Origin of the sequence: Kineosporia mesophila (genome assembly GCF_021129235.1) — a bacterium.
GTDB classification, from domain to species: domain Bacteria; phylum Actinomycetota; class Actinomycetes; order Actinomycetales; family Kineosporiaceae; genus Kineosporia; species Kineosporia mesophila.
This window is the reverse complement of the sequence record NZ_JAJOMA010000007.1, coordinates 206,005-220,146: the sequence shown is the minus strand read 5'-3', so window position 1 is coordinate 220,146 and position 14,142 is coordinate 206,005. Positions and strand designations below refer to the sequence as shown.

At 70.2% G+C, this 14,142-nt stretch carries 11 protein-coding genes; 5 read left to right on the top strand and 6 right to left on the bottom strand.

Features of this window, described 5'->3' with window-relative positions; genetic code table 11:
• Nucleotides 1-237: 237 nt before the first annotated feature.
• The gene (locus tag LR393_RS12475; protein ID WP_231484018.1) at nucleotides 238-2,415 is read left to right on the top strand and encodes a bifunctional 3'-5' exonuclease/DNA polymerase; all 2,178 of its coding nucleotides are present in this window, start codon (nucleotides 238-240) and stop codon (nucleotides 2,413-2,415) included.
• A 287-nt stretch (nucleotides 2,416-2,702) separates the two neighbouring features.
• On the opposite strand, the gene LR393_RS12470 is transcribed toward LR393_RS12475, so the two are convergent.
• From LR393_RS12470 to LR393_RS12455, 4 genes are all read right to left on the bottom strand, one after another.
• A complete protein-coding gene (locus LR393_RS12470; RefSeq protein WP_214153400.1) occupies nucleotides 2,703-2,909 on the bottom strand; it encodes a cold-shock protein in 207 nt (68 codons plus the stop codon).
• 712 nt (nucleotides 2,910-3,621) lie between these two features.
• A complete protein-coding gene (locus LR393_RS12465) occupies nucleotides 3,622-4,275 on the bottom strand; it encodes a LytR C-terminal domain-containing protein (RefSeq protein ID WP_231484017.1) in 654 nt (217 codons plus the stop codon).
• A gap of 142 nt (nucleotides 4,276-4,417) precedes the next feature.
• Entirely contained in the window at nucleotides 4,418-4,702 is a 285-nt protein-coding gene (locus LR393_RS12460) for a DUF3263 domain-containing protein (protein WP_231484016.1), read from the bottom strand.
• Nucleotides 4,703-4,767: 65 nt separating this feature from the next.
• The gene (locus LR393_RS12455; RefSeq protein ID WP_231484015.1) at nucleotides 4,768-6,126 is read right to left on the bottom strand and encodes a pyridoxal phosphate-dependent decarboxylase family protein; all 1,359 of its coding nucleotides are present in this window, start codon (nucleotides 6,124-6,126) and stop codon (nucleotides 4,768-4,770) included.
• A gap of 42 nt (nucleotides 6,127-6,168) precedes the next feature.
• Between LR393_RS12455 and LR393_RS12450 the strand changes: the two genes are divergently transcribed.
• Nucleotides 6,169-6,843 carry a uracil-DNA glycosylase gene (locus tag LR393_RS12450; RefSeq protein WP_231484014.1) on the top strand — a complete coding sequence of 225 codons (675 nt, stop codon included), beginning with the start codon at nucleotides 6,169-6,171 and terminating at the stop codon, nucleotides 6,841-6,843.
• A gap of 62 nt (nucleotides 6,844-6,905) precedes the next feature.
• Here LR393_RS12450 and LR393_RS12445 read toward each other — a convergent pair whose 3' ends face one another.
• Nucleotides 6,906-9,476, bottom strand: a complete 2,571-nt coding sequence (locus LR393_RS12445; RefSeq protein WP_407937311.1) for a bifunctional FO biosynthesis protein CofGH — start codon at nucleotides 9,474-9,476, stop codon at nucleotides 6,906-6,908.
• 270 nt (nucleotides 9,477-9,746) lie between these two features.
• Here LR393_RS12445 and LR393_RS12440 point away from each other — a divergent pair, with 270 nt between their 5' ends.
• Nucleotides 9,747-10,634: an SDR family oxidoreductase gene (locus LR393_RS12440; protein WP_231484012.1), complete on the top strand. Its 888-nt coding sequence runs from the start codon at nucleotides 9,747-9,749 to the stop codon at nucleotides 10,632-10,634.
• A gap of 121 nt (nucleotides 10,635-10,755) precedes the next feature.
• On the opposite strand, the gene LR393_RS12435 is transcribed toward LR393_RS12440, so the two are convergent.
• Nucleotides 10,756-11,076: a hypothetical protein gene (locus tag LR393_RS12435; RefSeq protein ID WP_231484011.1), complete on the bottom strand. Its 321-nt coding sequence runs from the start codon at nucleotides 11,074-11,076 to the stop codon at nucleotides 10,756-10,758.
• A gap of 90 nt (nucleotides 11,077-11,166) precedes the next feature.
• Here LR393_RS12435 and LR393_RS12430 point away from each other — a divergent pair, with 90 nt between their 5' ends.
• Both LR393_RS12430 and LR393_RS12425 read left to right on the top strand, forming a co-directional pair.
• Nucleotides 11,167-12,600, top strand: coding sequence for a dihydrolipoyl dehydrogenase family protein (locus LR393_RS12430; RefSeq protein ID WP_231484010.1), 1,434 nt, complete (start codon nucleotides 11,167-11,169; stop codon nucleotides 12,598-12,600).
• A gap of 80 nt (nucleotides 12,601-12,680) precedes the next feature.
• Nucleotides 12,681-14,114: a glycosyltransferase family 4 protein gene (locus tag LR393_RS12425; RefSeq protein WP_231484009.1), complete on the top strand. Its 1,434-nt coding sequence runs from the start codon at nucleotides 12,681-12,683 to the stop codon at nucleotides 14,112-14,114.
• Nucleotides 14,115-14,142 lie beyond the last annotated feature (28 nt).

The window sequence follows — 14,142 nt, the reverse complement described above, 5'->3', positions numbered from 1 at the left end:
CGGACGGATCGGCACCCGACGGTCCTGTCCCGCCCGACACCGGCCCTCATCCACCTGGCCGTACTCGCAAAACTGTCACTCACACTTGGAGAGTGCTAGTTCAATGATTAGCACTCGACCATGGTGAGTGCAAACCTCCGGAGCCCCTCCGAACGGCCGTTCGCGCACTGTTTCCCCTGACCGCGTAACCGGCGCCGGGCGCTCAGAACTGTCGGTGGTGGCTGCCAGCATGGGGTTGTGGCGGGCGGTGCGGTGACGAGCGGTTCGGCCGGTGCGAATGTGGTCGCGGCGGGGCGTGTGCTGGTGGTGCCCTCCGGGGATGGTGTCCAGTGGCAATTGGTTAACGCATCTGGTCTCCCGGTCGGTCCGGTCACCTGGGCGGCCGATCCGGTCGCGGAGGTGCGCCGGCTCGAGCTCCAGGCGCGCCCCCGGTGGATCTGGTGGCGGACGGCCGAGATGTATCCGGCGTTGCTCGAAGCGGGGGTGCGGGTCGAGCGGTGTCACGACCTGGCCGCGGTGGAGAACTTGCTGCGCACGTACGAGGGCGAGCCGTTCGTGCCGCCCCAGTCCGCTGTCCGCGAGCCGGTGGTTGCCGGGCGCGCCACGCAGATCTCATTGTTCGGGGAGGGCGCGTTCGGGGAGGGCGCCGGTGGGGGCTCGGGGGCAACCACAGCAGTAGGGACGCCTGTCGGCGCGGGTGGGACCGGCGCGGGTGGGACCGGCGCGGGTGGGACCGGCGCGGGTGGGACCGGCGCGGGTGGGACCGGCGCGGGTGGGACCGGCGCGGGTGGGACCGGCGCGGGTGAACCTGGATCGGCCGGGCCGGGGCTGCGTGGACCAGGCACTGACGAGACTGCCCCTGGCCTGCCTGCCTTTCCGGACGAGGTGGCCACGTGGGCCGAGGAGCTCGACGATGCGGGGATGCCGGTACCCGAAACGGCTACCGGCCGTGTTCCAGGAAGCGATCAGGCCGGCCCCACCGACCCTCGCGGCCGGACTCGCGGCAGCGACACGGCAGGCCACCTCGACCCGGCCCATCTCCCCGACCCGGCCGATCACCCCGACCCGGCCGACCGCATCGACCCCTTCGACGAGGCCGAACCAGTGGCCGCCCCCACTCCACGCGGGGAACAGCCCCATGGTCTGGCTGGGCTGCTCCGTCTCTACGCGGCCCAGGTCGAGCAGATCGCTGACATTCGTGGTGCTCATCCTGGCTTCCCGCTGTTGGTGGCCGCCGAGTCCGCGGTCTGCCTGGCTGCCGTGGAGATGGGGCGGGCCGGGCTGCCCTGGAGCGTGCGGGTCCACAACGAGGTGCTCACCGAACTGCTCGGGCCGCGTCCTGCGCATCACGGGCGGCCGCGCAAGCTGCAGGCGCTGGCCGAAGAGGTCTCGCGGGAGCTGGCCCCGGGCAGCAGTGGGCCCGGGCTGCAGGTGAATCCCGACTCCCCCGCCGAGGTGCTGAAGGCGCTCCGGCGGCAGGGGGTCACGGTCGACACCACCCGGGCCTGGGAACTGAAGGGCATCGACCATCCGGCCGTGCCGCCCCTGCTGCGCTACAAGGAACTGGCCCGGCTGCACGTGGCTCACGGCTGGGCCTGGCAGGACCAGTGGGTCAGCGGGGGCCGGTTCCGCGCCGAGTACGTACCGGGCGGGGTGGTCACCGGGCGCTGGGCGACGTCGGGGGGCGGGGCGCTGCAGATTCCCAAGGTGATGCGGGCGTGCGTGGTGGCCGATCCGGGCTGGGTGCTGGTGGCGGCCGACGCGGGTCAGCTGGAGCCCCGCATCCTGGCGGCGCTGTCGGGTGACCGCGGCATGATCGCGGCCACGGCCGACCCGGACATGTACACCGCCCTGGCCCGGCAGGCCCTGGGCAAGCCCGAGGCCCGCAACGAGGCGAAGATCGGTCTGCTGGCCGCCATGTACGGCGCCCGGGCCAACTCCCTGGCCATGGTGGCGTTGCGCCGGCGATTCCCGCAGGCCCTGGATCTGCTCGAGCGCGCGGCCCGCACCGGTGAAGACGGTGGCATCGTGCGCAGCGTGCTCGGGCGCACCTGCCCACCGCCGGAGCCGACCTGGCAGGACGGGCCGCCGGAACAGGCCCTGGCCCGCTCCCGGGCCCGGGGCCGGTTCACGCGCAACTTCGTCATCCAGGCCTCGGCGGCGGACTGGGCCAATGCGCTCGTGGCCGGACTGCGCCGCCGGCTGTCGGCCCTGCCCGATCAGCAGGGCCGACCCGAGCTGGTCTTCTTCCAGCACGACGAGGTGATCGTGCATCTCCCCGCGCACCTGGCCGGAGAGGCCGTCACCGCGATCGTCGACAGCGGTTCCGAAGCCACTTCCCTGGTTCTCGGGAACCGCGGTGTTCGCATCCCGCTGGATGCCTCGCCGATCGCGTCCTATGCCGAGAAGAATTAGCCGCTCGGCGCATTCCGGCATCTGGCCATGGCTTTTCCGGCTCGTTGCCCCAACAATCATCCGTCGTTATTGATCAGGCCCGGGCCCGATCCGGGTCACTTCCCGACGGACGACCACTGTCGGCCATTGACAGCGTTCCATTCCGCGCCGCCGGGCTATTAGTACGACCCGGTCTCCGGAATGTAAAACCTGCGCAAACACACGAAGCCGCCCCCGGGATCGAGCCGGGAACGGCTTCGGTGACGAGTCAAGCCATAAGCCCGTCGAAGGGGCCAACGACCGACGAATCAGGATGCGGGGCGCACGGCCTCGGCCTGCGGGCCCTTCTGCCCCTGACCGACCTCGAACTCCACCCGCTGACCTTCGTCGAGCGAGCGGTAGCCGTCCATCTGGATGGCCGACCAGTGCACGAAGACGTCCGCGCCACCACCGTCAACGGTGATGAAGCCATAACCCTTTTCGGCGTTGAACCACTTGACGGTTCCCTGAGCCATTCCAACTCCTGCGTGCTGTAACCGCGGCGCGGTTCGCGCACTGCACACGAACCGGGTCTCACGCTCACCGTTTCCACCCGACCGGGCAGATCCGGGATGGTCCAACGTGCGGGCCTCTGGCGTGAAAGCTGGAGAGGACATTGCTCATCGAACTGTTCGACCGACGCCTACAGTAGCGCCTGAATGCGACATGCGGGAGATACCAGTTCTTAGCGATGTTCGTGAACCGCACTTAGACCGAGAACCGTTCGAGGAATGGGAACGGCCTTTCTCCAGGACCGGATAAAAGTCAGAATGATGACGGTCCGAAACGTAGGACTATTTGAACCAGAACTATCCTCGCTGGTCAGCCAACCGCCATCACCAACGTCCTGAAGCCCGTCGTGTGCAGGCAGTGAGCGCACCGCCACAGCCTCCGACGTGGCCCCCAGCCGTCGGCGCGGAGACAACGTCTCCGCCGACGGGGGAAGGCGAGGGCGCCCAGCCCTTCCTGCGCATGATCACGAACAAGAAGGTGACGCCCGGGAGCCGACCACGATCTCGACCGGCTCGCGTCCGTGATCGGGTGACTTCCGTGCGTCCTGGCCGCACGGAAGTCACCCGATCACGGTTCAAGACCTGCTGAGACGGCCTGGGGACACACACCAGGCGTGGACATGACGCAAGCGACCCACGAGGTTCGCCCGGCCGATCCCAGGGCGCCCCGGTCGGGCTACTGAGAGTCCTGCCCCAGCACGACCGTGATGCTGCCGGCGTTGACCGAGGCGTTCTCGGAGATCGTGCCGATGCCGCCGATCGCCTTCTTCACCGCCAGGGCCGAGGCCTTCATCTCGGCGTCCTGGTAGTAGATCTTGGTGGTCGCCAGGTCACGGTTGACGGAGTTGTCGGTGCGCGAGACGGTCCAGTCCTTGGCCTCGAGCTTCGCCTTGTACGTGCTCGCCAGCCCGCCTACGTCGAGGGAGTTCAGCACCACGACGGGGATCGTCTGGTCGGCCGTGGTGCCGGCACCGCCACCGGCGCCCGCATCTTCGGTCGCCGAAGCTTCCGCTGTCGGCTCGGCCGTGGTGTCGTCGTCGGCCGTGGGGGTCTTGTCGCCGCCCTTGCCACCGGCGGTCGCCGTGGCCGTGGCAGTGGCCTCGGTCTCGTCGCTCAGCCCACCGGCCGCCGTGCTGGATGAGTCGCCACCGGAACGATTGCTGGCCACCGTGTAGACAGCACCGAGCACGAGCAGCACGACGGCAACGCCCGCGAGTACCGGCAGGAGCGCGGCAATCGTCTTCGGCCGCGCGCGGTGTGCACCGCGGCGGCTCGCCTCCACCGGCGCGGCGGAGCGGTCGTCGTAGCCCGGAGGCCTCGTGGCGGTCATCGCATGACTCCCAGAACGATGGAACGAGCACCACCCGGTTCAGGGGTACCCGACGGCCTGAGACTACCGACCCGGCCCCTCCCGGCCGGGCATCTCAGAACGCCATATCACTGTGGTGTGCCCCATCGGACGCTTTGGATACTCAGCCGTGAGCATCCAGTGACCGTGCGGATCCACTCCGGCGCCGCGTCTGCCGCATCCGGCGCAGGCGCTTCACCAGCATAGGGTCCGCGGCAAGGGCCTCGGGTCGGTCGATCAGCGTATTCAGGACCTGGTAGTAGCGGGTCGCCGGCATGTCGAAGAGCTCACGGACGGCCTGCTCCTTCGCACCGGCGAACCGGAACCACTGCCGCTCGAAGGCCAGGATCTCAGCCTCCCGCGCAGTCAGACCGGCCGGACCGGCCTCCGGCTGCTCCTGCGAATCCATCCCGCTCCTCAACCCACCTCAAGATCTGTCGCGCTCACTCTAGAACCGCGGCCGACCTGTGTCATTCAAACCAGACTGTCCAGAATCGCGTCGATATCGGCCTCGCTGGTCTCCGGGTTCACCACCGCCAGCCGGGTCACGGTCTCCCCCGCGTGGGTGGTGGAGACCACGAACCCGATGTCGTCGGCCAGCAACCGGTCCGACCAGGCGCGATAGTCCTGGGGGGTCCAGCCCTGGCGGCGGAAGGCGACCACCGACAGTTCCGGCTCGTGCAGCAGTTCGAGCACGTCGCTGTGCCGGATCCGTTCCGTGGCGTAGCGCGCCACGGACAGGGTGCGCTCGACGGCGTCGGTGTAAGCCTGCGTACCGTGCGTCGCGAGCGAGAACCAGAAGGGTAACCCCCGGGCCCGGCGGGTCAGGCCGACCGCGTAGTCGGAGGGATTGATCTCGTCGTGCGCCGCGCCGTCGGTGACCACGTCCAGGTATCCCGCGCGCTGGGTGTGGGCGGCCCGGGCCACCGTCGGGTCGCGGTAGATCAGGGCGCAGCAGTCGAACGGGGCGAACAGCCACTTGTGCGGGTCGACCACGAACGAGTCGGCGCGCTCGATGCCACTGAACCGGTGCCGCACGCTCGGTGCAGCCAGACCGGCGAGCCCGTAGGCGCCGTCGACGTGGAACCAGAGACCCAGCTCCTCGCAGACCGCGCCGACCGACTCCAGGTCGTCGACGATGCCCAGGTTCGTCGTGCCGGCCGTGGCCACCACCGCGAACACCCCGTCGTGCCCGGACTTCTCCAGCGCCTCGCGCAGGGCCGTACCGGTCAGCCGGCCGTCCTCGCCCACCGGCACCCCGATGAAGTCGACGTCCATCACGTCACAGGCACTGACGATGGACGAGTGCGCGTTGGCGGTGCCCGCGACGGCCCAGCGCCGGGGGTGCTCCTTCCGGTCCAGCCGGGCCTGGTACCGGGCCGCGACCAGGGCGGACAGGTTGCCGGTGGTACCGCCCGGCACGAACACCCCGCCCGCGGTCTCCGGCAGGCCGGCCAGCCCGGCGAGCCAGGCCAGCGCCTGGTTCTCGGCGTAGACGGCGCCCGAGCCCTCCATCCAGGTGCCCGCGTACAGCCCGGACGCGCTCACCACCAGGTCGAACAGGGTGGCGGCCTTGGTCGGGGCGCACGGGATGAAGGAGAGGTAGCGCGGGTGGTCGGTGGAGATGCAGGCCTGGGCCAGCACGTCGCCGAAGAGCCGCAATGCCTTCTCGCCGCCCAGGCCCTGGGGCGTGATGGTCTGACCGGCCCGGGCCCGCAGCTGCGCGGCTGTGAGTGGAGCGTCCAGGGGAACGTCCTGGTAACTCATGCGCTGCCGTGAGTAACTCATCACGGCCTCGGCGAGAACCTCGGTCCCGGCGTCATAACGGTGCACGGATGTGCAGTCTAGGTGTGCACGGCGCTACTGTCGGCGGCCGTGACACGCCGACCACTCGCTGAGCAGATCGACCCGGGCTGGGCTGCGGCACTTGCCCCGGTCGAGGAGAAGATCGCCGAGATGGGCGACTTCCTTCGCAAGGAGATCGCCGACGGCAGGACCTACCTGCCCTCCGGCCCCAACGTGCTGAGGGCCTTCAAGCAGCCGTTCAAGGACGTGCGGGTGCTGATCGTGGGGCAGGACCCCTACCCCACTCCCGGTCATGCGGTCGGGCTGTCGTTCTCGGTCGGGCCGGACGTCCGCCCGCTGCCGCGCAGCCTGAACAACATCTTCAAGGAACTGCACAGCGACCTGGGCATCGAGCCGTCGAAGCACGGTGACCTGACGGCCTGGACGCAGCGCGGTGTGCTGTTGCTCAACCGAGTGCTGACGGTCGCGCCCGGCGCCTCCGCCTCGCACAAGGGCAAGGGCTGGGAAGAGGTCACCGCCCAGGCGATCCATGCGCTGGCGGAACGGGACGAGCCCCTGGTGGCCATCCTCTGGGGCCGCGATGCGCGCTCGCTCGCCCCTGCGCTGCAAGACATTCCGCTGATCGAGAGCGCCCACCCGAGCCCGCTCTCGGCCAGCAGCGGCTTCTTCGGGTCGCGCCCGTTCAGCCGGGCCAACGCCGAGCTCGAAGACCTGGGCGCCGAGCCGATCGACTGGTCTCTGTAGAACCACCAGAATTGAGGACGCCCACCAGAGGCTGGTGGGCGTCCTCAATTCTGTTTTTCGGTTCAGTGCTGGAGCTCGACCTCTTCGTACAGCGTGTTGCGCTGCCGCGCGGGCCGGTCGAGGTGTTCGGAGATCTCTTCCAGTTCTTCGCGGGTCTTCAGCGAACCGTACTGCGAACCGGCCATTCTCGAGATGGTCTCTTCCATCAGCGTGCCGCCCACGTCGTTGGCGCCGGCCTGGAGCATGGCCCGGGTGCCGTCCACCCCGAGCTTCACCCACGAGGTCTGGATGTTGTCGATCCGGCCGTGCAGAAGGATTCTCGCGAGCGCGTGCACCACCAGGTTGTCGCGCATGGTGGGCCCCGGCCGGGCGACGCCGGCCAGGTAGATCGGCGCGTTCTGGTGCACGAACGGCAGCGCCACGAACTCGGTGAACCGCGCTGCGCCGTACTCCATGCTCTGTTCCTGCAACTGGGCGAGCAGCCGCAGGTGCCTCGCCCAGTGCGAGGGGTTGTCCACGTGGCCGTACATCATGGTGGACGAGGTGGGCAGGCCCACCTGATGTGCCGTCGTGACGCACTCGATCCAGGACGCGGTCGGCAGCTTGCCCTTGGTCAGGATCCACCGCACGTCGTCGTCGAGGATCTCCGCGGCGGTGCCGGGCATCGAGTCGACCCCGGCTTCCTTGGCCTGCTCCAGCCACTCCCGGATCGGCAGGCCGGTGCGGGTGGAGCCGTTGATGACCTCCATCGGGCTGAAGGCGTGCATGTGCATCTGCGGCACGGCCTCCTTCACCGCGCGGGCGATGTCGAAGTAGGCCGTGGCGGGCAGGTGCGGGTCGATGCCGCCCTGCATGCAGACCTCGGTCGCGCCCACCGACCAGGCCTCCCGGACCCGGCTCTTCACCTCGTCCAGTGAGAGGGTGAAGGCGTCGTCGTCGTTGCGCCGCTGGGCGAAGGCGCAGAAGCGGCAGCCGGTGTAACAGACGTTGGTGAAGTTGATGTTCCGGTTGACGATGTAGGTGACGTCGTCGCCCACCGTCTCGCGGCGCAGGTCGTCGGCGATCCGGGCGAGCTGCTTGAGCGCGTCGCCCTCGGCGTAGGCCAGCAGCACGGACTGGTCTTCGGCGAGGGCCTGCGGGTCGCTCTCGGCCACGCTGAGGGCCTTGACGATGTCGCCGTCGAGCCGCTCGGGGGCGCCGGTGTGGACGGCCTTCTCCCGCAGTGCCTGCCAGTCACCGTAGACGTCGTCGAAGTCGCTGCGCCGGTCGCTGGTGCGGCCGGTGGTGTCGATCGTGACGTTCAGGTCGATGCGACCGCTGCTGCCCCACTCCGGATCCGGCTCCTGCCAGGGCATTCCGGTCGGGAGCGCGGCGGGGTTCGCCAGGCCGTCCTCCCGCATCAGGGCCTTCACGTGGCCGTAGACCCTCGGGTCGAGCCAGGGCTCGCCCACCGCGGCGTACTCCGGGTGCACGGTGAGCCGCTCGGTGAGCTCGAAACCCGCGTCGGCGCTGTACTTGGCCAGGTCGTCCAGATGCGGCCAGGGGCGCTCGGGGTTGACGTGGTCGGGGGTCAGCGGGGAGACGCCACCCCAGTCGTCGGCACCCGCCTGCAGCAGCCGGCCGAGCTGCTCGGGCTCGGACAGGTTGGGCGGCACCTGGATCCGCATCCGGGGGCCCATCACCAGCCGGGCCACCGCGACCGCGGCCAGGTACTCGTCCTCCTCGGCGTCCGCGACCGACCGCATCGCGGTCTTCGGCTTGGCCCGGAAGTTCTGGATGATCACTTCCTGGATGTGGCCGTACTCGCGGGCCAGCCGGCGCAGCGCGAACAGCGACTCGGCCCGGTCGGCGAACGACTCCCCGATGCCGATCAGCAGGCCGGTGGTGAACGGGATGTTGTGCCGCCCGGCATCTTCGATCACCCGCAGCCGCACCTGCGGGTCCTTGTCCGGGCTGCCGTAGTGCGCCTGGCCAGGGGTCTCGTAGAGGTGACGCGAGGTGGTCTCCAGCATCATCCCGACCGAAGGCGAGACCGGCTTCACCCGGCCCAGGTCCTGCCAGCTCATCACGCCCGGGTTGAGGTGCGGCAGCATGCCGGTGACCTCGAGCACCTGCACCGCGAGCGCGCGGATGTAGCCCAGTGTCGAGGAGTAGCCCGCCTCCTCCAGCCACTCACGGGCCTCGGGCCAGCGGTCTTCCGGGCGGTCGCCGAGGGTGAAGAGCACTTCCTTGCAGCCCAGCGCCGCGCCCTGACGCGCCACCCGGAGCACGTCGTCCGGGCTCAGGTAGAGCGACTTGCCCTCACGTTCCAGCTGCTTCGGGGTCTTGACGAACGTGCAGTAGTGACAGCGGTCGTTACACAGGTGCGTGACCGGCACGAACACCTTGCGCGAGTAGGTGACGATCCCCTCGCGCCCGGCACTGGCCAGCCCGGCGTCCCGCACCGCCCCGGCCGCGTGCAACAGCCGGTCCAGGTGCTCGCCGTGGGCCTGCAACAGCACCTCGGCCTCGGCCTGGTCGAGGGTGACACCGTCCGACGCGCGCCGCAGTGCCCGCCGTAACGCGGCCTCGGTCGGTGCCGGGCCGGAGGACGGGGTCGGCGTCTGGGTCACGAAAGACTCCTCTGCGGTGATCGTGCACGGGTCGTGCGCAAGCAACTGGTCTGCCTGGTTTGCTACGGGTCTGCGACTGCTCGCACCGGTGCGAACCCGCTCTGGCACCCGGTGCATTCCGCCCGTGCCTCACTGCACCGGTTCCGCGGACATCCAGGGACATCATGGGGGACGTCGCGCTCGTCACATCGTGCCCTGCGCGCGTATCAGGCGCGCCGCCGACGGCATCTTCGTTCACAGGTACTTTCTGAGCCTTTTCTCTCCCCCCGTCCCCCGAGGAGACTCAGCGCGATGCGCATCCCGCAGCCGATCGCCGGCCAGGTCGTTGTCATCACCGGCGCGGCGCGAGGCATCGGTGCCGCGCTGGCCCAGAGGCTGGCCGAGCGCGGTGCCCAGGTCGCCCTGCTCGGGCTGGAGCCGGAACAGCTGGCCGCCGCGGCCGCCCGCTGCGGCGACCGGGCCGCCTGGTTCGAGTGCGACGTGACCGACCCCGACGCCCTGGCCACCGCCGTCGCCGGGGTGCAGGAGCGTTTCGGCGGGGTGGACGTGCTGGTCGCCAACGCCGGGATCGCGATGGGGAGCCCGCTGAGCCTGTCCGACCCGGCCGCCTACGACCGGGTGATCGAGGTCAACCTGCTCGGCAGCATCCGCACGGTCCGTGCGTTCCTGCCCCTCCTCGTCCGCAATCGGGGCTACTACCTCCAGATCGCATCGCTGGCCGCGCTCGCCCCCACCCCGATGATCACCGCGTACGGCGCCAGCAAGGCCGGCGTGGAGGCCTTCGCCCTGGGCCTGCGCACCGAACTGACCGGTCACGGCGTGCGGGTGGGCGTGGCCTACCTGTCGTTCACCGATACCGACATGGGCCGCGTGGCCGGGCGCTCCGGCCGGCTGCGCCTGCACGACCTGGACGCGGCCATCACCCGCATCGTGAACGGCATCGAACACCGGTCGACCTACGTCTACGGCCAGGCCTTCATCCGGCTGCTGCGGCCGGTGCGCGGCCTGATGCCGGGAGTGGTGCACCTGCTCGGGCGGGGTCCCGCGGCCCGGTTCGAGACGGCCCTGGCCCAGGCCGGGCCGCAGGCGTCGTCACCCATCGGCCCCGGCGGGCGGGCGGACACCAAGGCCCGCGCCAACGACCCGGACCCAGCCCCTGAGAGCGGCTCGCGGCCGTGATGCGAGGCGGCGGCAAGGCGTGAAGAGATGCGCCCGCCACCTTGTTCGTGATCAGGCAAAATTTCCCCGGGGAGATTTTGCCTGATCGCGAACGAAGAGGGGGAAGGCCGTAGCGCCGGGATCAGTGCTGCGGAGGCCGACCGTACTTCGGTGCCTCGTTCGGCGGGGTGCCGTAGACCGGGGCGTCTTTCGCCTGAGGAGACTGCCCGGGTTTCGGCTTCTCACCCTTGGCGTCTTTGAGGCGCTTGGTCAGGCCGCGGGCCTGCTCCTGCACCTTGGCCCGGGTGGCCGGGTCTTTGAGCTGCTTGCTGATCTGCTGGGCCTGGGCCTGCACCTTGGCCCGGGTGGCCGGGTCCTTGGCGGCGGTCTGGACCTGCTGGATCAGTTTCTTGCCCTGAGGGGAGCGGGCGAACGCACTGAACTTCCCGAGAAAACCGGCCATGCCCCAAACTAACCGCTCAGAAGATCGAAGGCATCCGGCGCGGAATTCCCCGGGATGCCGAATCAGCAGGTCGTCGGCATGATTCGGGGTATGAGCGGCTCGGGCGACGAAGAAGTGGCAGAGGCTGTCGGAAAAGCCGGGAAAACCCCGGCGGAAATCGACGGTGAACGCTATGACGTGATCGTGATCGGCACCGGTTCGGCCGGTAAACCGCTGGCCGGTGAGCTGGCCCGGGCCGGCCTGCGGGTGCTCGCGGTGGAACGGCACCGGATCGGCGGGGAGTGCGCCTACGTCGCCTGCGTACCGTCGAAATCCATGTTGCTGTCCGCCCGGCGACACCGTTCGGCCGGTTCGGCCGTGCCTCACCTCGAGGCCTTCGCCCGGGCAGTGCGCGTGCGCGACGACACCGTCCACCACCGCGAAGACACCCTGGCCGCCCACGGGATGCTCGAGGACGGCGTGGAGCTGGTGCGGGCCCGGGCCACCGCCGGGCCCGGCGGGGTGCGGCTGGACGACGACTCGACCACGGGAACCGTGCACTGGAACACCGCTCTGGTGCTGGCCACCGGGGCGGCCGCGGTGATGCCACCCGTCGACGGGCTGGAGCGGGGCGCCCCGGGCATCTGGACCTCCGACGTCGCCCTGTCCACCGCCGAGCTGCCCGGCCGGCTCGCGATCCTCGGCGGCGGGGCGATCGGCTGCGAGCTGTCCGAGGTCTACGCCTCGTTCGGCAGCCGGGTCACGCTGCTGCAGTCGGCGCCGACGCTGCTCGACCGCGAGCAGCCCTGGCTGGGCGAGGCGATGGCCACGTCACTGGAACGGCTCGGGGTGGACGTGCGCACCGGCACCGAGCTCAAGCGGGTCGACGGCACCACGCTGACCACCGACGGCGAGACGTTCGCGGTCGACCGGCTGCTCGTGGCCGTCGGGAAGAAGCCCGTGCTCGACGGGCTCGAAGACCTCGACCTGGAGACCGGTAAGAAGGGCGAGGTGCTGGTCGACGCCCGGATGCGGGTCAACGGCCGTACCGACGTGTTCGCGATCGGCGACCTGACCGCGATCAACCCCTACACGCACGGCGCCAACCACCAGGCCCGCGTGGTCGCCGACGAGTTGCTCGGGCGGGGCCGCGACGCCGACCATTCGGGTACGCCACGCGTGGTCTACACCGACCCGGCCGTGTTCGCCGTCGGTGACACCGAGAAGACCGCAGCCGACCGGGGCGTCCGTACCGCGACAGCCCGCTCCGACGCCACGGAAACCACCCGCAGCGCGGTGGAACGCACGCTGGACCCCGACGACGACCGCCCGGCCGGGCTGGAACTGATCGCCGACGCCGACACCGGCGTGCTGATCGGGGCGGCCGCGATCGGCCCGGAGGCCGACGCCTGGGCGGCCGAACTGGCCCTGGCCGTGCGGGCCCGTGTCACCGTGCAGGCACTCGCCGACCAGCCGCACGCCTTCCCGTCGTGGGCCGAGGCGATCAACGCCCCGGCCCAGGAGCTCGCGGCCCGGCTACGGTGAGCTTCGGGAATGATCCGGGTGGCTGATTGCCCGGTTGTTCCCCGGCTGCCGATACCGGTACCGCAGATAAGGTGCGGGGCATGGACGCGGGCACGAACGACGGAACGATCTCGAGCGCGGTCTTCATCACGGCTACCGAGCCGGAACCGCGCAAGTACGGCAAGCCGGTGGTGATCGGCGGCATCCTCGACCACCTGTGCGAGCGGCTCGGGCCGGACAACGTGCACCTGGTGCTCGTCGGCCGCGCCGACATCCAGCGGCCCGACGTGCCCTACCGGCGGCACGTCCTCTCCAAGCCCGGCACCGTGGAGCAGGCCACCTCGGTGCTCGCCAACGTGGTGCTGCCGCCCCGGTTCCGGCCGGCCGGTTTCGGCCAGGCCGCCGGTGAGCACGCCGGTGGGCGCTACCGGCACCCGCTGCAGGAAGCCGTGCTGCACTCCCCGGCCCTGGGCAGCCGGATCTTCTCGGCGGTGGACGAGATCCAGGCCGACCTGGAGATCTGGGACACCGTGCGGATGGGCCAGTACGTGCTGGAGCGCGGCGAGACCGCGCGCGACCGCTCGGCCCTGTGGCCCGGCACCAGCTTCGGTCACCAGGTGAAGCGCCGCATCCTCTACGCGGACGACCTGTTCTCCGAGCGCTACGACGCGATGCTGAAGGAGCAGGGCGGCTCCGGCAACCCCGGTGGCGAGTTCGCCAAGCTGCTGCCCGGCCCGGCCAAACGCCTGCTGGCCAGCCCCCGGGTGCACCGGCCGCTGCTACGCCTGGAGCGCGACCTGGTGGCGGCCTCGGAGACCCGTCAGCCGGAGTACTTCGACGGCACTTACCTGATCAGCCCCGAAGAGACGGCGCGGCTTCAGTCCAAGGTGCCCGGTGCGAACATCGGCACCCTGCCCCCGCTGCTGCGCGAGCCGTCGAACAGCCGGGTGCGCTACTACACCGGCGCCCCGGAGTTCACCTTCATCGGCGGCTTCGACTACGCCCCGAACCGCGACGGGCTGGACTGGTTCCTGAAGGAGTGCCGTCAGGCCGTGCAGCAGGTGCTGCCGAACGTGGTCATCAACGTGGTGGGCCCGGGCACCGACGCCGGTCTGCCCTCCGGTGAGGCCTGGGGCGGCGCCGTGCGGTTCCTCGGCTGGGTCGACGACCTCGACACCGTGCTGAACGGCAGCGCCGCGCTGCTCTCCCCACTGCGTACCGGCAGCGGCGTGAAGATCAAGGTGCTGGAGGCTCTGGCCCGGGCGCTGCCCGTGGTCGGCACCCCGGCCGGCGTGCAGGGCATCGACGGCAACGAGAGCAGCGGTCTGCTGGTCGGCCAGACCCCGCAAGACCTGGCCGCGGCCATGCTGCGGGCCACCGACCCGATCCGCAACCAGCAGCTCTCGGCCGCCGCCCGCACCGCCTGGGACACCAAGTACTCCCCCGCGGTGGTGCGCCGGCGTTACGACGACATCTTCGGTCTGGCCCGGCCGATCCCGCCGGAGACCCGGCCGATCCAGCTGCCCCGTCTCTGACCGCGGAACTGAACCGAACAAAAAATGG

Excerpts from the sequence above, each read along its gene's own strand:
- LR393_RS12470 (WP_214153400.1), bottom strand. The coding sequence starts at position 2,909 with ATGGCTCAGGGAACCGTCAAGTGGTTCAACGCCGAAAAGGGTTATGGC.
- LR393_RS12465 (WP_231484017.1), bottom strand. The coding sequence starts at position 4,275 with ATGACCGCCACGAGGCCTCCGGGCTACGACGACCGCTCCGCCGCGCCG.
- LR393_RS12460 (WP_231484016.1), bottom strand. The coding sequence starts at position 4,702 with ATGGATTCGCAGGAGCAGCCGGAGGCCGGTCCGGCCGGTCTGACTGCG.
- LR393_RS12440 (WP_231484012.1), top strand. The coding sequence starts at position 9,747 with ATGCGCATCCCGCAGCCGATCGCCGGCCAGGTCGTTGTCATCACCGGC.
- LR393_RS12435 (WP_231484011.1), bottom strand. The coding sequence starts at position 11,076 with ATGGCCGGTTTTCTCGGGAAGTTCAGTGCGTTCGCCCGCTCCCCTCAG.
- LR393_RS12430 (WP_231484010.1), top strand. The coding sequence starts at position 11,167 with ATGAGCGGCTCGGGCGACGAAGAAGTGGCAGAGGCTGTCGGAAAAGCC.
- LR393_RS12425 (WP_231484009.1), top strand. The coding sequence starts at position 12,681 with ATGGACGCGGGCACGAACGACGGAACGATCTCGAGCGCGGTCTTCATC.